Annotated in this window: 19 protein-coding genes and 3 tRNA genes; 11 read left to right on the forward strand and 11 right to left on the reverse strand. The window is 55.9% G+C overall.

Annotation, left to right across the window (positions count from 1 at the left end; all coding sequences use genetic code 11):
• Positions 1-66: 66 nt before the first annotated feature.
• Positions 67-420, forward strand: a complete 354-nt coding sequence (locus tag ACOTZC_RS06515) for a DUF4156 domain-containing protein (protein ID WP_023310115.1) — start codon at positions 67-69, stop codon at positions 418-420.
• Positions 421-467: 47 nt separating this feature from the next.
• Here ACOTZC_RS06515 and epmB read toward each other — a convergent pair whose 3' ends face one another.
• On the reverse strand, positions 468-1,496 hold the full coding sequence (gene epmB, locus ACOTZC_RS06520; RefSeq protein ID WP_047174008.1) for an EF-P beta-lysylation protein EpmB: 1,029 nt from the start codon (positions 1,494-1,496) through the stop codon (positions 468-470).
• Positions 1,497-1,536: 40 nt separating this feature from the next.
• On the opposite strand from epmB, the gene efp reads away from it, so the two are divergent.
• The 3 genes from efp (at position 1,537) to ecnB (ending at position 2,548) form a co-directional block, all read left to right on the forward strand.
• Entirely contained in the window at positions 1,537-2,103 is a 567-nt protein-coding gene (efp, locus tag ACOTZC_RS06525; protein ID WP_008502940.1) for an elongation factor P, read from the forward strand.
• A gap of 58 nt (positions 2,104-2,161) precedes the next feature.
• Positions 2,162-2,293: an entericidin A/B family lipoprotein gene (locus tag ACOTZC_RS06530; protein ID WP_024907352.1), complete on the forward strand. Its 132-nt coding sequence runs from the start codon at positions 2,162-2,164 to the stop codon at positions 2,291-2,293.
• Between the two features lie 108 nt (positions 2,294-2,401).
• The gene (gene ecnB / locus ACOTZC_RS06535) at positions 2,402-2,548 is read left to right on the forward strand and encodes a lipoprotein toxin entericidin B (protein ID WP_003025482.1); all 147 of its coding nucleotides are present in this window, start codon (positions 2,402-2,404) and stop codon (positions 2,546-2,548) included.
• 36 nt (positions 2,549-2,584) lie between these two features.
• Here the strand turns inward: ecnB and ACOTZC_RS06540 are convergent, their stop codons facing one another.
• Complete coding sequence (locus tag ACOTZC_RS06540; RefSeq protein WP_023310118.1) at positions 2,585-3,184, reverse strand: helix-turn-helix transcriptional regulator; 600 nt, start codon at positions 3,182-3,184, stop codon at positions 2,585-2,587.
• Between the two features lie 261 nt (positions 3,185-3,445).
• On the opposite strand from ACOTZC_RS06540, the gene sugE reads away from it, so the two are divergent.
• Positions 3,446-3,763: a quaternary ammonium compound efflux SMR transporter SugE gene (gene sugE, locus ACOTZC_RS06545; protein ID WP_008502938.1), complete on the forward strand. Its 318-nt coding sequence runs from the start codon at positions 3,446-3,448 to the stop codon at positions 3,761-3,763.
• Here sugE and ACOTZC_RS06550 read toward each other — a convergent pair.
• Together ACOTZC_RS06550 and blaACT are read right to left on the reverse strand one after the other, a co-directional pair.
• Complete coding sequence (locus tag ACOTZC_RS06550) at positions 3,760-4,290, reverse strand: lipocalin family protein (protein ID WP_023310119.1); 531 nt, start codon at positions 4,288-4,290, stop codon at positions 3,760-3,762. The two genes, sugE and ACOTZC_RS06550, sit on opposite strands and share 4 nt — an antisense overlap.
• A gap of 137 nt (positions 4,291-4,427) precedes the next feature.
• Positions 4,428-5,570 carry an ACT family cephalosporin-hydrolyzing class C beta-lactamase gene (gene blaACT, locus ACOTZC_RS06555; RefSeq protein WP_045404828.1) on the reverse strand — a complete coding sequence of 381 codons (1,143 nt, stop codon included), beginning with the start codon at positions 5,568-5,570 and terminating at the stop codon, positions 4,428-4,430.
• 132 nt (positions 5,571-5,702) lie between these two features.
• Here blaACT and ampR point away from each other — a divergent pair, with 132 nt between their 5' ends.
• Complete coding sequence (gene ampR, locus ACOTZC_RS06560) at positions 5,703-6,578, forward strand: LysR family transcriptional regulator AmpR (RefSeq protein WP_421635683.1); 876 nt, start codon at positions 5,703-5,705, stop codon at positions 6,576-6,578.
• Positions 6,579-6,607: 29 nt separating this feature from the next.
• Here the strand turns inward: ampR and frdD are convergent, their stop codons facing one another.
• Genes frdD through frdA form a run of 4 tightly spaced genes read right to left on the reverse strand, consistent with a single transcriptional unit; the run spans position 6,608 to position 9,901 of the window.
• Positions 6,608-6,967 (reverse strand): fumarate reductase subunit FrdD, encoded by a 360-nt coding sequence (gene frdD / locus ACOTZC_RS06565; RefSeq protein ID WP_023310122.1) that lies wholly within the window; start codon positions 6,965-6,967, stop codon positions 6,608-6,610.
• 10 nt (positions 6,968-6,977) lie between these two features.
• Positions 6,978-7,373: a fumarate reductase subunit FrdC gene (frdC, locus tag ACOTZC_RS06570; protein ID WP_023310123.1), complete on the reverse strand. Its 396-nt coding sequence runs from the start codon at positions 7,371-7,373 to the stop codon at positions 6,978-6,980.
• A 10-nt stretch (positions 7,374-7,383) separates the two neighbouring features.
• Entirely contained in the window at positions 7,384-8,118 is a 735-nt protein-coding gene (locus ACOTZC_RS06575; protein WP_023310124.1) for a succinate dehydrogenase/fumarate reductase iron-sulfur subunit, read from the reverse strand.
• Positions 8,111-9,901 (reverse strand): fumarate reductase (quinol) flavoprotein subunit, encoded by a 1,791-nt coding sequence (frdA, locus tag ACOTZC_RS06580; RefSeq protein ID WP_248191527.1) that lies wholly within the window; start codon positions 9,899-9,901, stop codon positions 8,111-8,113. The genes ACOTZC_RS06575 and frdA overlap by 8 nt, the downstream gene beginning before the upstream one ends.
• Positions 9,902-10,211: 310 nt before the next feature.
• Between frdA and epmA the strand changes: the two genes are divergently transcribed.
• Positions 10,212-11,189, forward strand: coding sequence for an elongation factor P--(R)-beta-lysine ligase (gene epmA / locus ACOTZC_RS06585; protein WP_069303550.1), 978 nt, complete (start codon positions 10,212-10,214; stop codon positions 11,187-11,189).
• Positions 11,190-11,233: 44 nt separating this feature from the next.
• On the opposite strand, the gene mscM is transcribed toward epmA, so the two are convergent.
• The 3 genes from mscM to rsgA all read right to left on the reverse strand — a co-directional run bounded on the left by mscM (position 11,234) and on the right by rsgA (position 16,695).
• Positions 11,234-14,557, reverse strand: a complete 3,324-nt coding sequence (mscM, locus tag ACOTZC_RS06590) for a miniconductance mechanosensitive channel MscM (protein WP_047174004.1) — start codon at positions 14,555-14,557, stop codon at positions 11,234-11,236.
• 19 nt (positions 14,558-14,576) lie between these two features.
• Positions 14,577-15,545: an archaetidylserine decarboxylase gene (gene asd / locus ACOTZC_RS06595; protein ID WP_325798986.1), complete on the reverse strand. Its 969-nt coding sequence runs from the start codon at positions 15,543-15,545 to the stop codon at positions 14,577-14,579.
• A gap of 97 nt (positions 15,546-15,642) precedes the next feature.
• Complete coding sequence (gene rsgA, locus ACOTZC_RS06600; protein ID WP_059445167.1) at positions 15,643-16,695, reverse strand: small ribosomal subunit biogenesis GTPase RsgA; 1,053 nt, start codon at positions 16,693-16,695, stop codon at positions 15,643-15,645.
• Between the two features lie 107 nt (positions 16,696-16,802).
• On the opposite strand from rsgA, the gene orn reads away from it, so the two are divergent.
• The 4 genes from orn to ACOTZC_RS06620 all read left to right on the forward strand — a co-directional run bounded on the left by orn (position 16,803) and on the right by ACOTZC_RS06620 (position 17,844).
• Positions 16,803-17,348, forward strand: a complete 546-nt coding sequence (gene orn / locus ACOTZC_RS06605) for an oligoribonuclease (protein WP_163354259.1) — start codon at positions 16,803-16,805, stop codon at positions 17,346-17,348.
• Positions 17,349-17,544: 196 nt separating this feature from the next.
• A tRNA-Gly gene (locus ACOTZC_RS06610) sits at positions 17,545-17,620 on the forward strand.
• A gap of 36 nt (positions 17,621-17,656) precedes the next feature.
• Positions 17,657-17,732, forward strand: a tRNA-Gly gene (locus tag ACOTZC_RS06615).
• Between the two features lie 36 nt (positions 17,733-17,768).
• Positions 17,769-17,844 (forward strand) — tRNA-Gly (locus ACOTZC_RS06620).

The following is a 17,844-nucleotide window of genomic DNA, read 5'->3' on the forward strand; positions in this document are numbered from 1 at the left end:
CATCTTTTAGGTATAAGATTTACACACGGACAACTACTGTCCAGCTTATTGAAAACGAGGAATAACATGCGCGTAAAAGTCTGTGCAGGGATTGTAGGGGCAGCATTGCTGCTGGCGGGTTGTAGCTCCAGCAATGAGCTGTCGGCAGCGGGCCAGGGCGTTCGCTTTGTGGAAGATAAGCCTGGCAGTGAATGCCAGCTGTTAGGCACGGCAACCGGTGAGCAAAGTAACTGGATGTCAGGTCAGCATGGCGAGGAAGGTGGCTCGATGCGCGGTGCGGCGAATGCCTTGCGTAACCAGGCTGCGGCAATGGGCGGTAACGTGATTTACGGCGTGAGCAGCCCAACGCAGAGTATGCTGTCCAGCTTCGTGCCGACCGCCAGCCAGATGAACGGCCAGGTCTACAAGTGCCCGAACTGATGGCCTTTTTCCCTCTCCCTGTGGGAGAGGGTTAGGGTGAGGGGAAGCTAGCACTGCCGCAGCTGCAAATCCAGCGGCGTCTTGCTCGGCTCTCCGCCAATCTCGCGTGCCAGCTTCGGCACCATATAGCCTGAAACCAGCGTTAACAGTTCGCGCATAATCTGCCGGGCTTCTTCATCCGTCACCATGAAATGGGCCGCGCCCTGAACGCGATCCAGCACGTGCAGGTAATAGGGCATCACGCCCGCATCAAAAAGGGCATTGCTCAGGTCAGCCAGCACGCGGGCGCTGTCGTTCACGCCGCGCAGCAGCACGCTTTGGTTCAGCAGCGTCACGCCCGCTTTACGCAGACGCGCCATCGCCGCGCGAAAGTCATCGTCAATTTCGTTCGCGTGGTTGATATGGTTCACCAGCAGCACCTGCAATCTTGACTGCTCCAGGCGTGACACCAGGCCGTCAGTGACACGTGCCGGAATGACAATCGGTAAACGGCTGTGAATACGCAGGCGCTTAATGTGCGGAATGGCTTCAAGCTGGGTCAGCAGCCAGTCCAGCTCATGATCTTTTGCCATCAGCGGGTCACCGCCGGAAAAAATAATCTCATCCAGCTCCGGATGGGCGGCGATATAGTCCAGCGCGACCTGCCAGTTGCGTTTATTGCCCTGGTTTTCGGCATAGGGGAAGTGCCGACGGAAGCAATAACGACAATTTACCGCGCAACCGCCTTTTACCAGCAGCAGGGCGCGGTTGAGATACTTGTGCAGTAAACCCGGCACCACGCTGTTCTGCTCTTCCAGCGGGTCGGTGCTGTATCCCGGCGCGGTGACAAACTCATCCTGCGAAGTAAGCGTTTGTTTTAAAAGTGGATCGTCGGGGTTGCCTTTCTCCATTCGCGCCACAAACGCACGGGGAACGCGCAGGGCGAAAAGGCGCTTTGCCTCGCGGCCTGCAAGCAACTCTGGGTGCTGATCGAGGTCTAAAAGACGCAGCAATTCATCAGGACTGGTGATTACATCGGCAAGTTGCGATAACCAATCTTCTCTGGACGGGGTGTTTAGGGTTACAATATGCGCCATTTTGTGGCTTAGCTACCAGTTAACAAATTTAGAGGGCCTTATGGCAACGTACTATAGCAACGATTTTCGTGCTGGTCTTAAAATCATGATGGACGGCGAACCGTACGCGGTTGAAGCCAGCGAATTCGTTAAACCAGGTAAAGGCCAGGCATTCGCACGCGTTAAGCTGCGCCGTCTGCTGACCGGTACCCGTGTTGAGAAAACCTTCAAGTCTACTGACTCCGCTGAAGGCGCTGATGTTGTTGATATGAACCTGACCTATCTGTACAACGACGGTGAGTTCTGGCATTTCATGAACAACTCCACTTTCGAACAGCTGTCTGCTGATGAGAAAGCGGTAGGTGATAGCGCTAAATGGCTGCTGGATCAGGCTGAGTGCATCGTGACCCTGTGGAACGGCCAGCCTATCGCTGTCACCCCACCAAACTTCGTTGAACTGGAAATCGTTGAAACCGATCCAGGTCTGAAAGGTGATACCGCAGGTACCGGTGGTAAACCAGCCAAACTGTCTACCGGCGCAGTGGTTAAAGTTCCACTGTTCGTACAGACTGGCGAAGTGATCAAAGTGGATACCCGCTCCGGCGAATACGTATCCCGCGTGAAGTAATTTACGTCATGATTGAAGGCGCAGCGCCCGCTGCGCCTGATTTTTGCAGGCAGGGATGATGAAACGTACCGTTAAAATTCTGCTTCTGTTAGCGCTTTCCAGCGCATTGCTTTCCGGCTGTAACACCACCCGTGGGATGGGACAAGATATCCAGGATCTCGGTCATATCATTTCTCACGCCGCCAGCTAAGTTCGTCTAATTTTCCTAAAAATGCTTCCTTTTCCGTCAACCGGCGGGATCTTGTCTATTCTTAAGTTGCTATACACAAAATAACTTTGGCTATAAAAGGAAGATATTATGGTTAAGAAAACAATTGCAGCGATCTTTTCAGTCCTGGTACTTTCTTCAGTCTTAACAGCCTGTAATACCACGCGTGGCGTCGGTCAGGATATTTCTGAAGGTGGTAGCGCAATCTCTGGTGCGGCAACCAAAGCTCAGCAGTAATTAACATACGGTACGAGACCAGCGGGTTTCGTACCGTCAGCTTTCTGATTCCTGCAGGGATAAGAACGGAGAAAAACGCGTATCCATATGCAATTTCATGCGGATATTGCGTTTATAGGTATACACCGTTTTTCCGTTGATACTCAGGTGAGCGGCAATTTTTTGATTGCTCGCACCGTCCATCCACAATGTCAGCACTTTCTCTTCCTGTCGGGTCAGCAAGGGGGCCGCCGCCGTTGGCCTGTCAGCGCTGGCGCGTGAGATTAATGCGTCGTTGATCGTCGTTGCCACTTCTTCGAGACTGGCGTTTTTCAACAGCGACGACCACACCGGGAACTGTCCGAGCCAGTCGGTCATGCCGCGGTCCTCTCCCGATTGCAGCAAAATAAACGGTAATCGTTCACTGGCACTCAGCAACGACGAGAGCTGCTGAAAATGATGAATATCCTGCCTGAAGCCGTAAAGATCGGCGATAACCAGCGTGGGTTTCCATTGCAGAATGTGCTCCCTGGCAAGGAACAGATTATTTAACCCGGTCACAACGTAGTGTCCCGGGAACAAACCGGAATGATTGAGCCATGCTTCAAACCCTGTGCGGGTGAAGTGACAACGGTCAATCAAAAGAATTTTGAACATATTTTATTCGCAGTCGGCTAGTGGTTTGGCTTCCTGCCATCAGAAAGCACATCATCATAGAGAAGTCGGATGAGTGCTAAATGCCGGAACTACGCGCCATACTGCGGCTATTTCTTGCCTTAACGTGTTCAGCAAAAAATGATTGAAAAAAAATAGCACGCTAACCACAATATGGGGCGTAATCTCTGCCTTACGGGACGACCCGTAAGCGTTTCTTTCACCGGGGACGGCCCCAACTTGTATTAAGTTAAGGAGCCTGAAATGTCCTGGATTATTCTTTTTATTGCTGGCCTGCTCGAAGTGGTATGGGCAATTGGTCTCAAGTACACCCACGGATTTACCCGCCTGACGCCCAGCGTCATAACCGTCACCGCGATGATCGTGAGTATTGTCCTGTTATCCTGGGCAATGCGCTCGCTGCCTGTGGGAACGGCTTATGCCGTCTGGACGGGCATTGGTGCGGTGGGGGCCGCCATCACCGGCATTCTGCTGCTGGGAGAGTCAGCGAGTCTGGCGCGTATCGCCAGCCTCGCCTTGATTGTGGCCGGGATCGTTGGGCTGAAGCTCAGTACCCATTAATGGGGTTGTTTTACCCAAATAAGTTTTGACACATCAAACCCTTGCCGGGTCGCGACGTCCAGCATCTGCTGTTTCATTTCTGACGAAATAGTTGGCGTGCGGGAAAGTATCCACAGATAGTCGCGATCCGGCCCGCAGACCAGCGCGTGACGGTACTCTCTGTCGAGCGCGATCACGTTATAGCCGCCATAAAACGGGCCGAAGAAAGAGACTTTGAGCGCGGCCCGTCGCGGGTCGCCCGTGAAGTACGCTTTCCCAATCGACTGCTGCCACATCTCCCGATCGGGATTATAGCCCCGGTTGATCACCTGAATACCGCCATCATCCATCGGGCTGTAATTCGCAGTGACCTTCTCTAAGCCCTGCTCAAACCGATGGTCGAGGCGCGCGATTTCATACCATGTTCCAAGGAAGCGTTGTGCATCAAAAGGCGAGACGACGGTAACGCCTGGAGGCGGGGTAGGGGAACTGCAGGCAACCACTAAAAACGCGGCTGTCACCGCGGCGATAACAGGCAGAATGCGCATAGGAGTTTCCTTACTGTTTTTTGTTAAGTGTAGATGACGGCAAGAAAAATGTGGTTTTTGTGCGGTGTGTTTCGCCGGGTGGCCACCCTGTGGATTTTGTAGGCCGGGTAAGCGTTAGCGCCACCCGGCAATGTTTACTACAGCGCGCTCAAAATACGGTATGCCGCCTCAACGCGTGCCGGGTTCGGATAGCTTTTATTTGCCAGCATCACAATACCGAGCTGCTTTTCAGGAATAAATGCCACGTAGCTGCCAAACCCGCCGGTAGAGCCTGTTTTATGGACCCAGGATGCATTGACCGGGGGCGCTGGTGGATTCACTTCTCTCGCAGGCAGCGGTGCCAGTGCAACCTTATTGTCGCTACCTTCAACCACGGTTTTGGCATCGACCGGCCAGTTAAGCATTTCCCAGCCTAACCCCTGATACATGGCCCCCACGCGCCAGTAGCGAGACTGCGCCAGGGTAAGGCCTTTCCTGAGTGAATTATCCTGAAGGGAGTCCGGCTTCATGTTGACCATCACCCAGCTTGCCATATCCTGCACGTTGGTTTTTACGCCATAGGCTTCAGCGTCCAGCATTCCTGGCGAAACGTGTATCGCTTTACCGTCGCGGTATCCCCAGGCGTAATGCGCCTCTTCCGCTTTCGGAACGTTAATCCACGTATGGTCCAGCTTGAGCGGCTTAAAGACCCGCGTCGTTATGGCCTGCTCATAGCTCATGCCGGAAGGTTTGACCGCCAGCGCGCCAAAAAGACCGATGCTGGCATTGGCGTAAAGACGCGTGGTGCCCGGCTTCCACTGCGGCTGCCAGTTTTGATAAAAGCGCAACAGAGAGGCGTTATCCGTGACCTCATCCGGTACCTGTAACGGCAAACCTCCTGCGGTATAGGTTGCCAGATCCAGCATGCGGATCCCCTGCCACTGCTTGCCTGTCAGCTCAGGCCAGTATTTTGTCACCGGATCGCCCAGCGATATTTCACCCCGAGCAATGGCATCGCCACCGAGTACGCCGGTGAAGGTTTTACTTATAGAACCCAGTTCGAACAAGGTTTGTGGAGTGACAGGTTTGTTCGCCGCAACATCGGCTTTACCGAAGGTGAAGTAGTGCGGCTGACCCTCATAAATCACCGCCACCGCCATACCCGGAATGGCCTGCGCTTTCATCAGCGGCGTAACGGTCCGCTCCACCACCTCAGCCAGCTGTTTTTCTGACATCGGGGTAGCCAATACCGAGCAGGAGGTGCTGAGCAGCAGGGCGCAGCAAAGGGATTTAGTCATCATCATTTATCTTCCGTAATAGCAGTTCAAGGGAGTGTCCGGGCCCGTCAGACCGCTGTAGTCTGTTGGATTTGACTATGGCTGACAAACGGTTAAATTTAGCATTAGCTGTTAATTTTTCTAACGGACGAGACCATGACGCGCAGCTATCTCCCTCTTAATTCCCTGCGGGCGTTTGAAGCAGCCGCCAGGCATCTCAGTTTTACTCATGCCGCTATCGAGCTGAATGTCACCCATTCCGCGATTAGCCAGCACGTCAAGGCGCTGGAACAGCACCTTAATTGCCAGCTGTTTGTCCGCGTTTCGCGAGGGCTGATGTTGACCACCGAAGGCGAGAATTTGCTGCCGGTGCTGAATGACTCGTTCGATCGCATCGCCGGAATGCTGGATCGTTTTGCCAGCCAGCGCGCTCAGGAGAAGCTCAAAATAGGTGTGGTAGGGACTTTTGCCACGGGTGTTTTATTCTCGCTGCTCGCGGACTTTCGCCGCTGCTATCCGCATATTGATCTTCAGCTTTCCACCCATAACAATCGCGTCGATCCAGCGGCCGAAGGGCTTGATTACACTATTCGCTACGGTGGCGGCGCGTGGCATGGAACCGATGCTGAATTCCTTTGCCCTGCGCCGCTGTCTCCGCTCTGTACACCCGAGATTGCCTCAGGTCTCAAAAGCCCGGCAGATATCCTGAAGTTTACCCTGCTGCGCTCCTACCGGCGCGACGAGTGGGCTGCGTGGATGCAGGCAGCGGGCGAACACTCTCCCTCGCCGACGCACCGGGTGATGGTGTTTGATTCGTCCGTGACCATGCTGGAAGCTGCGCAGGCAGGCGTAGGGATTGCCATTGCGCCTGTCGACATGTTTACCCATTTACTCAGCAGCGAGCGCATCGTACAGCCGTTTGCAACGCAGATTGACCTCGGCAGCTACTGGCTGACAAGGCTACAGTCACGGTCAGAAACGCCCGCAATGCGCGAATTTGCCCAGTGGCTGGTGGGGAAGATGCAGAAATAAAAGGCCCGCCGGATGGCGGGCCAGAAGCGTCAGATGGTGACCACGGCAATCAGCGTCACCACGGTCAGGATGGTCGCCAGACCGTAGAACACCCATTTCCCGCTCGGTACATGAATTTTCAGGTCATGCATCGCATGGTGAATACGGTGCAGGCCACACCACAGCGGCAGGACGATCATCAGGAAGATGAACGCGCGGCCGATAAAGCTGCTCGCGAACGCCAGCACGCGCTCGTAGCTCAGCGCATCGCCCGGGAACAGCCCCAGCGGCAGCATAATGCCGACCAGCAGAATGATGACGGGGGCGATGATGGCACTCCACATGCCGCCTGCGCCAAACAGGCCCCAGAAGACCGGCTCGTCAGAACGTTTTGGATTTGGATTGATCACAGGTGTCTCCTTACCAGAACAATGCGACAAACAGAATGACCACAGTGACCAAAATCGTCACTGCCCAGAGCCCTTTAATCACCGGCTCTGGCCCCATTTTCTCGTCTTTTACGATGATGTTCGCCGCTTTTGGCGCCAGCTCAAACCAGGTTTTGGTGTGAAGCAGCGCGGCCGCGAGCACGATCAGGTTCAGAACAACAACGATCGGGTTTTGCAGGAAACCGACAAAGCTGGCCCAGGCTTCCGGGCCATGCTTGAGGGCAAAAACGCCGTACATCAGCTCAAGGCTGAACCAGACCGCCGGTACCGCCGTGCCTTCACGCAGCATGTAGAAGCGATAAAACGGCAGGTTTTTCCACCAGGTGGACGGCACAGGCCGCACATAGGCTTTGCGTTTAGTCGTCATCATGCACTCCTTAGCGTGGTTTCAGGGTAGCGATAAGAAAGTCTTTCGAGCTTTCCACTTTACCCTGTTGAATTGCGGCGGCCGGGTCGACGTGCTTCGGACAAACTTCGGAGCAATAACCCACAAAGGTACAGCTCCAGACGCCGTTCTGGCTGTTAAGCTGCGCCATACGTTCTTTTTTACCGTGGTCGCGGCTGTCTTCGTTATAGCGGTGCGCCAGGGTAATGGCGGCCGGGCCGATGAACTCCTTGTTCAGGCCAAACTGTGGACAGGCGGCGTAGCACAGGCCGCAGTTGATGCAGCCGGAGAACTGATGGTATTTCGCCATCTGCGCCGGCGTCTGGGTATTCGGCCCCTGATCCGGCGTGCGCGGATTACCGATGATGTACGGCTTAATGGCTTCCAGGCTTTCGATAAAGTGGGTCATATCGACCACCAGATCGCGTTCAATCGGGAAGTTGCCCAGCGCTTCGACCTTAATGCCTTTGGTGTACTCGCGCAGGAAGGTCTTACAGGCCAGCTTCGGCACCTTGTTGACCATCATGCCGCAGGAGCCGCAGATTGCCATGCGGCAGGACCAGCGGTAGCTCAGGTCTGGCGCCAGGTTGTCTTTGATATAGCCGAGCGCATCCAGCAGGGAGGTTTGCTCGTCATAAGGGACTTCATAGAAAGCGCTGTGCGGTGCGGCGTCCACTTCCGGATTGTAGCGCACCACTTCAACTTTCATTTTTTGCATCTCAGCCATTCGCCTTCTCCTTCTTCTCGGCGGCTTCTGCTTCTGCACCGTACACGCGTTTAGCCGGCGGCAGCGTAGTGATTTTCACGTCGCTGTAGTCCAGACGTGTGGTGCCATCTGCATCGCGCCAGGCGAGAGTGTGTTTCAGGAAATTGACGTCGTCACGTTCGGTACAGCCTTCGTCCAGACGCTGGTGGGCCCCACGCGACTCTTTACGCGCCAGCGCAGAGTGCGCCATACATTCCGCGACGTTCAGGCCGTGGCCCAGCTCGATGGTGTAGAGCAGGTCGGTGTTGAATACGCTGGAGGTATCGGTGATGCGCACGCGCTTGAAGCGCTCCTGCAGTTCCGCCAGCTTGTCGACGGTTTTTTGCATCAGCTCTGGCGTACGGTAAATACCGCAGCCTTCTTCCATCGACAGGCCCATCTCGTCGCGGATCTTAGACCAGTTCTCGTTACCCTCTTGGTTCACCAGATCTTTCAGGCATTTTTCAACGTCTGCGACCTGCGCATCCAGCGCGGCACCGTTGGCTTCGCCTGCTGTAGCCGCCCGCTCCATCGCGCGCTCGCCCGCCATGCGGCCAAAGACGACCAGCTCTGCCAGCGAGTTAGACCCGAGACGGTTGGCGCCGTGCAGACCCACGGAGGAACACTCGCCGACGGCGAACAGGCCTTTAATTCGGGTTTCGCACTGCTGGTCGGTTTCGATCCCGCCCATGGTGTAGTGCGCGGTTGGACGCACCGGAATCGGCTCTTTCACCGGGTCGACGCCGACGTAGGCTTTCGCCAGCTCGCAGATGAACGGCAGACGTTCCAGCAGTTTCTTCTCGCCCAGATGACGCAGGTCGAGGTGAACGACGTCGCCGCGCGGCGTGGAGATAGTGTTGCCTTTGCGCCACTCGTGCCAGAAGGCCTGAGAGACTTTGTCGCGCGGGCCAAGTTCCATGTATTTGTTCTTCGGCTCGCCGAGCGGGGTTTCCGGGCCCATGCCGTAATCCTGCAGATAGCGGTAGCCGTTTTTGTTGACCAGAATACCGCCCTCACCGCGGCAGCCTTCCGTCATCAGAATGCCGGAGCCTGGCAGGCCGGTTGGGTGATACTGGACGAACTCCATATCGCGCAGGGGTACGCCGTGGCTGAGCGCCATGCCCATGCCGTCACCGGTGACGATGCCGCCGTTGGTGTTATAACGATAAACGCGACCCGCACCGCCCGTCGCCATCACTACCGCGTTGGCGCGGATCTGGACGAGCGTGCCTTCCATCATGTTCATCGCCACCAGGCCACGCGCCTGCCCGTCATCAACCAGAATGTCGAGGACGAAATGTTCATCGAAGCGCTGAATTTGTGGGAACTGGAGGGAGGTCTGGAACAGGGTGTGCAGCATGTGGAAGCCAGTTTTATCGGCGGCGAACCAGGTGCGTTCAATCTTCATACCGCCAAAGCGGCGAACGTTGACGCTGCCGTCCGGACGGCGGCTCCACGGACATCCCCACTGTTCAAGCTGGGTCATTTCAGTGGGACAATGATGCACAAAGTAGTCAACGACATCCTGTTCGCAAAGCCAGTCGCCCCCTGCAACCGTGTCGTGGAAATGGTATTCAAAGCTGTCATGATCCTGCGCAACGGCGGCGGACCCTCCTTCTGCTGCCACTGTGTGACTACGCATTGGATAGACTTTTGAAATCAATGCGATTTTAGCGTTGGGATTAGCTTGTGCTGCAGCAATCGCAGCACGTAATCCAGCCCCGCCAGCGCCTATTACGGCAAGATCGGCTTGAAAAGTTTGCACGACATTCCTCCAGATTTTTGTTATTTCGCAACGCGACAAACTAAAGGTAGTTCACCCGTCCAAAAGGACGATTGCGAAAGCGTTTCCACTGCTCCTTTATGGGTAAAACAGTATAACCGTGTAGATGTCAGGGAAATTTGACGTGTTCGATTTTTTTGCTGTTCTGTACGGCGATTTATCATGAAGATTGATGAAATACGTCACGAAAAAGTTCACCTAAATGAAATGCGCTTTTTTACTGCGCAAAATTTGTCTCTGCCCCTGCTAACGAGTAGACTTCGTGCCCTTGTCTGAAATCGGAGAACAACTCATGAGCGAAACGGCCACCTGGCAGCCGAGCGCATCCATCCCTAATCTGTTAAAACGCGCTGCAATTATGGCGGAGATCCGCCGTTTCTTTGCCGACCGCGGAGTCCTGGAGGTGGAAACGCCGTGCATGAGTCAGGCAACGGTAACGGATATTCATCTGGTGCCGTTTGAAACCCGTTTTGTTGGCCCCGGCCACTCTCAGGGCATGAATTTGTATCTGATGACCAGTCCGGAATACCACATGAAACGCCTGCTGGCGGCGGGATGTGGTCCGGTGTATCAGCTGTGCCGCAGCTTCCGTAATGAGGAGATGGGGCGTCACCACAACCCGGAATTCACCATGCTGGAGTGGTACCGCCCGCATTATGATATGTACCGCCTGATGAATGAGGTGGACGATCTGCTGCAACAGGTGCTGGACTGCTCGGAAGCCGAAACGCTCTCCTATCAGCAGGCTTTCCAGCGCCATCTGGAAATCGATCCGCTGTCGGCGGACAAAACCCAGCTGCGCGAAGCGGCGGCAAAACTGGATCTCAGCAACGTGGCGGATACCGAAGAGGATCGCGACACGCTGCTGCAGCTGCTGTTCACCTTCGGCGTAGAACCACAGATTGGCAAGGATCGTCCGACCTTTGTCTATCACTTCCCGGCAAGCCAGGCGTCGCTGGCGCAGATCAGTACCGAAGATCATCGTGTCGCAGAGCGTTTTGAGGTCTATTACAAAGGCATCGAGCTGGCAAACGGCTTCCACGAACTGACGGATGCCCGCGAGCAGCAGCAGCGCTTCGAGCAGGATAACCGCAAGCGCGCCGCGCGCGGTCTGCCGCAGCAGCCTATTGATGTGAATTTGCTTGAAGCATTAAAAGCGGGCCTGCCGGATTGCTCCGGCGTGGCGCTGGGTGTTGACCGTCTGGTGATGCTGGCCCTGGGCGCAGAGCAGCTTGGCGATGTGATTGCGTTTACCGTAGATCGCGCCTGACGGCAGTTTACCCTCTCCCGCGGGAGAGGGTTGCACCGCTTATCTTACAAACTTCCCGCCGGACGCGTACGCGCCGCTGACGTCAGCGTTCTTCCCGTTTTACGCCCGTCCAGGCTTTCCAGGCGCATCTGGAACGGTGGGAACGGCATATCAATACCGTGCTCGCGGAAGCCCGCCAGAATCAGCTGGTGAATCTCATGGCGCAGCGGCATACGGTGTCCCATTTCGGCGGCGTAGATACGCAGCTCGAAAATCTGGATCCCCTGCTGTAGATCCACAAGGAATACTTCCGGCGCCGGGTTGTCGATCACCAGCGAGCAGCGCTCAGCGGCGGTGTAGAGGATCTGGGTGACCTCTTCGCTGTTGGCGTCCGACGGCGCCGGTACCGTCAGCACCACGCGGGTAACGGAGTCTGACAGCGACCAGTTGATGAACTGCTCGGTGATAAACGCCTTGTTTGGCACGATGATCTCTTTCCGATCCCAGTCGCTGATCGTCGTCGCACGGGTATTGATCTTCGTGATGCTGCCGGTCAGATCGCGAATCGTTACGGTATCGCCAATACGGATCGGTTTTTCGAACAGAATGATCAGGCCAGAGATGAAGTTGGCGAAGATCTCCTGTAAGCCAAAACCTAACCCAACACCGAGTGCCGCCACCAGCCACTGCAGCTTCGACCACTCAATACCGATCATCGAGAAGCCAACCAGCCCGCCAAACAGCATGATCAGATATTTAGTTATGGTCGTAATCGCATATCCCGTCCCCGGGGTTAAATCCAGATGCTGCAGAAGCGCCAGCTCCAGCAGGGCAGGGAAGTTGCGCACCAGCTGCGTGGTAATGATCAGCACCAGAATGGCAATCAGCACCGCCCCTAAGGTGATCGGCTCCAGGCTTTCAACACCCTGCACCGTGGACGTCACGTCCCAAAGAGAGATGTTCTCCAGGAAGCCAAATGCGGAGTGGATCTCTGACCACAGGAAGATCACCGACAGGAGGGCAATCAGCATCAGTATGGAACGAACCAGCCGCAGGGACTGGGTACTGATGGCATCCAGATCCAGTTCGACCTCGTCCGCTTCGGTTGTGCCTTCCGTACTGTTGACATGGTTTGGCTCTTCCTCTCCCCGCGCACGCTGGGCAAGAATCTCTGCCCGGCGATGCTTGGCACGGTCAAACGCCAGACGCCGCCGCTGGATCAACATCCAGCGGCGGATCACGTGGTACACCACCAGAAGCAGGAACCAGATGGCCACCGAGGTTTCCAGTCGCGCCAGCAGCGCCTTCGAGGTCGCCAGATAACCTACTGCGGCTGCCAGCATCGCAACCAACGGTGCGCTAAGCAGCAGGTTCCAGAGCAGCCGGTTGAACATGTTGTCGCCGCTGCCGGATTTATCCAGATAGAGCGGAATGCCAGCGCGTTTCAGGCTGAGCGTAACGATGGCCAGCGCCCCACAAATCAGCATGAAGCAGAGGCGCCCCAGCGAGCCTGAGAACTCCCGGTCATTGAGATTATCAAACATGATCAGCGCCATAATCAGCGGCACAATCAGCCCGATGCTCATCAGGTAGTAACGCATGGCGCGTGCAACGCGGTTACGCGGCCAGCCAAAGTGGGTGATAAACAGGCCATTGGGGCGCGCGAAGGTGGCGCAAATCATGACCACCCACAGCAGCGGCACCGTGGCGGTGACGCCATCGCCAATCGCGACCGCGAGCGGATAGGGCCAGGCTTCCCGCAGGCCATACCCCAGCGTCATCCACAGCACCGGCAGCGGGGAGGCGACAAGAATCGACCAGAATACGGTGCGCAACGTCAGCCAGAAGTGATCCTGGGTGACTTTCCCGACCCTGGAGCTGGAACGCTCCAGGAAGCGGGTGAAATGTCTGCGCGAGTAAATGCTGAAGCCCACCAGAATCAACGCCCCGAGCAGCGGGAAAATGGTCTCTTTGCTGGTAAACATCATCACGCTGGCCTGTCCCAGCTGGCTGACGGTGTCCAGCGAAATCAGGCGGCGCAGGTCCTGGACAATCTCAATCGGCCACGAGAATGTCATCGGACGCACGTCGGACGTCCAGAAGAGATAACGGTGCGTAGCCTCGTTCACCTCTTTCAGCGCATCTTCCAGCTGGCTGTTGGAGACTTTTAGCTTGGTCAGCTCCAGAATCAGCGTATCCCCGCCCTGGAGCAGAGAGTTTAGCAGTTCACGCTGGGTACGCAGCTGGGCTTCCAGAATGCGGTTTTGCTCGCTGGTCAGGGGCTGGCCGTCAGCCTGACGGATCTGGCGGATTTGCGGCTGTTTATTGAGAAGATCTTCAAAGTGCAGTCGCTGAACGCGCAGCTGGGCCATCTCGGTATCCAGCTGCTGCGGCTTCGGCATTTCCGGCAGGCGCGCGACCTGGGCGCGTAACGCTTCGCCCAGCAGGTTTGATGATCCGAGCCACTGGGACTGCTCGCGCAGGGTGTTGAGCGCCTGGCGAACCTGAAGGGTTTGATTGGTCGCCTGACGCTGCTGCGAGGCAACCAGATCCATACGCTGCGCCTGCTGGTTCAGCGCGGCAGAAAGCTCGCGGTTGACCCTGAATTGTTCGTTGATACCGGCAGGCAGGTTTTCGCTGTTTTCCGCCAGCAGTTCGGTGCTTTCCAACGCGCGCTCCGCTTCACGCTGGCGCTGGCTGTTGAGCTGATTGCGCAGGGCCTGGAGATACGCATCCAGCTGCTCGCTCTGCTTCTGAGCGAGTTCAGAGCGCATCCGCGACAGTTCCTGGCGGTTATTGGCGGAAAGCTGCGCCAGCTCCAGCTCATCGACAAGGGCCTTCAGGCGAGCCGATTCTGCCTGCAGGCCCAGATTTTGGGCCTGAGCCTGTGGCGTATTGCCGCTTTGCGTACCCACGCGACGCTCAACTTCATTAAGCTGGCGGCGGGCGTCGGTTTGCTGTTGCGGAAGTTGGCTGAGGGAGTCGGCGATTTCACGCGCTCGCTCCTGCTCCTGCTGGGCAAGGCGGCTCTTTTCCAGAAGCTGGCTGCTGACCTGCAGGATCTCCTGGTTCAGGGCGTCGGAGGTCATGCCTGCGGGCACGTCGCGCGGTTCGTCACGCAGATTATTGAGCTGCGCGCGCAGCGTCTGCGAGAGTTTGGGGAAGTTGTCGATAACCTGCTGATACTGCTGAGCGCGCTCAAGAGAGCCTTTCCGCTCCTCAAGCGCGTTCAGGGCAGCCTGGAGCGACTCGACGGTCTCTGGCTGAGCGGGTTTGGCCGCTTTTGCCTGCTCCAGTTCCTGGGTTATCTGTTTGGCGTCGGGGGCTGTCGCTGCGTACGCCCCCATGCTGAGGCACCAGGCCATCAGTAGAACGATAATCGGGCGCACGTCAGCGATCCTTCTGTTGTTAGCCTTCGTCTTTTTTGTCGTCAACCAGCGGGCTGGCGTTGTGCTCGGCGTTAATCTCTTCCTGTGACAGAGGAGCAGGTTCTGCATCCGGCGTCACGAAGGTTTCAGTAGAGACCGCCAGCGGCTGGCCCAGTTTGGTGACCGACAGGCTTTCGAGCTGTTCAGCCAGCTTCACTTTGCCCGGCGCAAACAGGTTGATTACGGTAGAGCCCAGCTTGAAGCGACCCATCTCCTGACCTTTCAGCAGGGCCACCGAGCCTTCCGCTTCACCGGCAGGCCAGGTCCAGCGTTTGATCACGCCTTCGCGCGGTGGGGTGATGGTGCCGGCCCAGACGGTTTCGATGCTGCCTACGATGGTCGCACCGACCAGAATCTGCGCCATAGGGCCAAATTCAGTATCGAACAGACAGATGACGCGCTCGTTACGGGCAAACAGGTTCGGCACGTTCTGCGCGGTCAGGTGGTTTACGGAGAACAGGTCGCCCGGGACGTAAATCATTTCACGCAGGATACCGTTACACGGCATATGCACGCGATGGTAGTCGCGCGGTGACAGATAGGTGGTGGCAAACGTACCGTTACGGAACAGATCCGCCATCAGGTAGTTACCCGCCAGCAGCGCTTCCAGACTGTAATTATGGCCCTTCGCCTGCAGGATTTTGTCGTCTTCAATGTTACCCAACTGGCTGATCACGCCGTCTGCCGGCATCACCAGGACGTTAGGATCGGTGTTCAGCGGGCGCACTTCGTCACGCAATGGGCGTACGAAGAACTCGTTGAAGGTGCGATAGCTGGCGGTATCCGGCTTTTGCGCCTCTTTCATATCGACCTTGTAATATTTTACGAAAAGGTCGATGACCAGTTTGGTCAGCCAGCCCGCGCGTTTGCTTGCGCCCCAGCCCGCCAGGCGAGTGAGCCACAGTTTTGGCAGAATGTATTGAAGCGAAAGTTTAAATGCGTTTAACAAGGTAGCCTCCAGGCCATTGTTTTGTCGTTCCTGATCCGGCGTCAAGCCGCCGGAACCTGAAAAAAGGGGACGATTTTAGCGATGCTTAGCTTAGTTGTCAGTTATCAGAATCAGAAAAGTTTTTACGCGTTTTTACGTCTTCCATGCTCTCAAGAATACGGTGGTAATTCTCGAAGCGGGTTTCCGCGATCTCGCCTTTCTCAACCGCTTCACGGATAGCGCAGCCAGGGTCGTTATCGTGTTTACAGTCGCGGTATTTACAAGCGCCTAAATAATCATGGAATTCGACAAATCCGTTAAAGATTTGTTCCGGCTCAAGGTGCCACAAACCGAACTCACGCACGCCCGGGGAGTCGATCACGTCGCCGCCGTGCGGGAAATGATACAGACGCGAGGCGGTGGTGGTGTGCTGGCCCAGGCCAGAGACGTTGGACACATCGTTGGTCAGGATCTCTTGCTGGAGGCCAAGCAGGTTGTTCAGCAGGCTCGATTTACCTACGCCGGACTGGCCAGCAAAGATGCTGATGCGGTCGGTCAGCGCCTCTTCCAGCGGTTTAAGGCCATCTTTGGTGTGGCTGGAGACCATCAGCACGCGGTAACCAATCTTGCGGTAGATATCCATCTGCTCATTCACGAAGGCCATGCCGTCGTCATCCAGCAGATCGATTTTGTTCAACACGATAACCGGTTCAACCTGCAGCGTTTCGCAGGCGACGAGGTATCGGTCGATAATGTTGAGAGAAAGCTCAGGTAAAATCGCCGAAACAATGACGATCTGGTTAATGTTGGCGGCAATGGGTTTGACCCCATCGTAGAAATCGGGACGGGTTAACACGGACGTGCGCTCATGAACCGCTTCAACGATACCTTTTACCGTAACGCCTTCCGCCGCCTCTTTACCCGGTCGCCAGACCACGCGATCGCCGGTAACCAGTGAACGGATGGTGCGACGGATATTACAACGGTGGATATCCCCGTCGGCGGATTCGACATCGGCATGCATACCGAAACGGCTGATGACTACGCCTTCTGTCGCTTCACCAAACAGGTTGTCGTCATAATCCGGCTTCTCCGAAGTGGTTTTAAGACGGCGCTGGTGGTTGGCGTTTACGCGGCGCTGCTGCCCTTTGGAGAGTTTATTTTTACTCAATCGCGCTGGCTCCTGGTCGCCCGTAAGGGGCAAAACCTCTATGATACACTCTAATTAATACTAGTTAACCTGCTACTGCCGGTTATGCGAGAAGGGTGGAAAATAACATGAGCGCGGATGAAAACAACCTGATTTGGATCGATCTCGAAATGACCGGGCTGGATCCCGAGCGCGATCGCATCATTGAAATTGCAACGCTGGTGACGGACGCTAACCTGAATATCCTGGCTGAAGGGCCAACGATTGCAGTGCACCAGTCCGACGACCAGCTGGCTTTGATGGATGAATGGAACGTGCGCACCCACACCGGCAGTGGCCTGGTGGAGCGCGTGAAGGCGAGCATGTTCGGCGATCGCGAGGCGGAGCTGGCGACGCTTGAGTTCCTGAAACAGTGGGTTCCGGCAGGCAAATCGCCTATCTGTGGGAATAGCATCGGCCAGGATCGCCGTTTCCTGTTTAAGTACATGCCGGAGCTGGAGTCATATTTCCACTACCGCTATCTGGATGTCAGCACCCTGAAAGAGCTGGCGCGTCGCTGGAAGCCTGAAATCCTCGATGGCTTTAAAAAGCAGGGGACTCACCAGGCGATGGACGATATCCGTGAGTCCGTGGCGGAGCTTTCCTACTACCGCGAAAACTTTATTAAGCTGTGATTTTGCGATCCGGCGCCTTGCGTGGCCGGGTTTTTGTCGTTAAATTGTTCAGCTTGCCGATTAATTAAGCATTTGAACTTAATTTCGAAAAAATCGCTTTAAGGGGGGTTGCAGCTAAAAGGATTTCTCGTATAATGCGCCTCCCGTAACGACAGAGAATTACACGTTACGACAGCAACAAAAGCAGTGCAGATTTGCGGGAATAGCTCAGTTGGTAGAGCACGACCTTGCCAAGGTCGGGGTCGCGAGTTCGAGTCTCGTTTCCCGCTCCAAAATTTGAAAGTGCTTCCAAAGCACGGACCACCCAAGCGGGAATAGCTCAGTTGGTAGAGCACGACCTTGCCAAGGTCGGGGTCGCGAGTTCGAGTCTCGTTTCCCGCTCCAAAATTTGAAAGTGCTTCTAAAGCACGGACCACCCAAGCGGGAATAGCTCAGTTGGTAGAGCACGACCTTGCCAAGGTCGGGGTCGCGAGTTCGAGTCTCGTTTCCCGCTCCA

It is taken from the genome of Enterobacter cloacae complex sp. SHL009 (genome assembly GCF_049237205.1).
Classification (GTDB): domain Bacteria; phylum Pseudomonadota; class Gammaproteobacteria; order Enterobacterales; family Enterobacteriaceae; genus Enterobacter; species Enterobacter cloacae_M.

Bases quoted from the DNA above. Each gene is read 5' to 3' on its own strand.
- ACOTZC_RS06530 (WP_024907352.1), top strand. From the start codon at position 2,162: ATGAAACGTACCGTTAAAATTCTGCTTCTGTTAGCGCTTTCCAGCGCA.
- ACOTZC_RS06575 (WP_023310124.1), bottom strand. From the start codon at position 8,118: ATGGCTGAGATGCAAAAAATGAAAGTTGAAGTGGTGCGCTACAATCCG.
- efp (WP_008502940.1), top strand. From the start codon at position 1,537: ATGGCAACGTACTATAGCAACGATTTTCGTGCTGGTCTTAAAATCATG.
- frdC (WP_023310123.1), bottom strand. From the start codon at position 7,373: ATGACGACTAAACGCAAAGCCTATGTGCGGCCTGTGCCGTCCACCTGG.
- blaACT (WP_045404828.1), bottom strand. From the start codon at position 5,570: ATGATGACTAAATCCCTTTGCTGCGCCCTGCTGCTCAGCACCTCCTGC.
- ampR (WP_421635683.1), top strand. From the start codon at position 5,703: ATGACGCGCAGCTATCTCCCTCTTAATTCCCTGCGGGCGTTTGAAGCA.
- ecnB (WP_003025482.1), top strand. From the start codon at position 2,402: ATGGTTAAGAAAACAATTGCAGCGATCTTTTCAGTCCTGGTACTTTCT.
- ACOTZC_RS06550 (WP_023310119.1), bottom strand. From the start codon at position 4,290: ATGCGCATTCTGCCTGTTATCGCCGCGGTGACAGCCGCGTTTTTAGTG.
- ACOTZC_RS06540 (WP_023310118.1), bottom strand. From the start codon at position 3,184: ATGTTCAAAATTCTTTTGATTGACCGTTGTCACTTCACCCGCACAGGG.
- epmB (WP_047174008.1), bottom strand. From the start codon at position 1,496: ATGGCGCATATTGTAACCCTAAACACCCCGTCCAGAGAAGATTGGTTA.
- epmA (WP_069303550.1), top strand. From the start codon at position 10,212: ATGAGCGAAACGGCCACCTGGCAGCCGAGCGCATCCATCCCTAATCTG.
- orn (WP_163354259.1), top strand. From the start codon at position 16,803: ATGAGCGCGGATGAAAACAACCTGATTTGGATCGATCTCGAAATGACC.
- ACOTZC_RS06515 (WP_023310115.1), top strand. From the start codon at position 67: ATGCGCGTAAAAGTCTGTGCAGGGATTGTAGGGGCAGCATTGCTGCTG.
- sugE (WP_008502938.1), top strand. From the start codon at position 3,446: ATGTCCTGGATTATTCTTTTTATTGCTGGCCTGCTCGAAGTGGTATGG.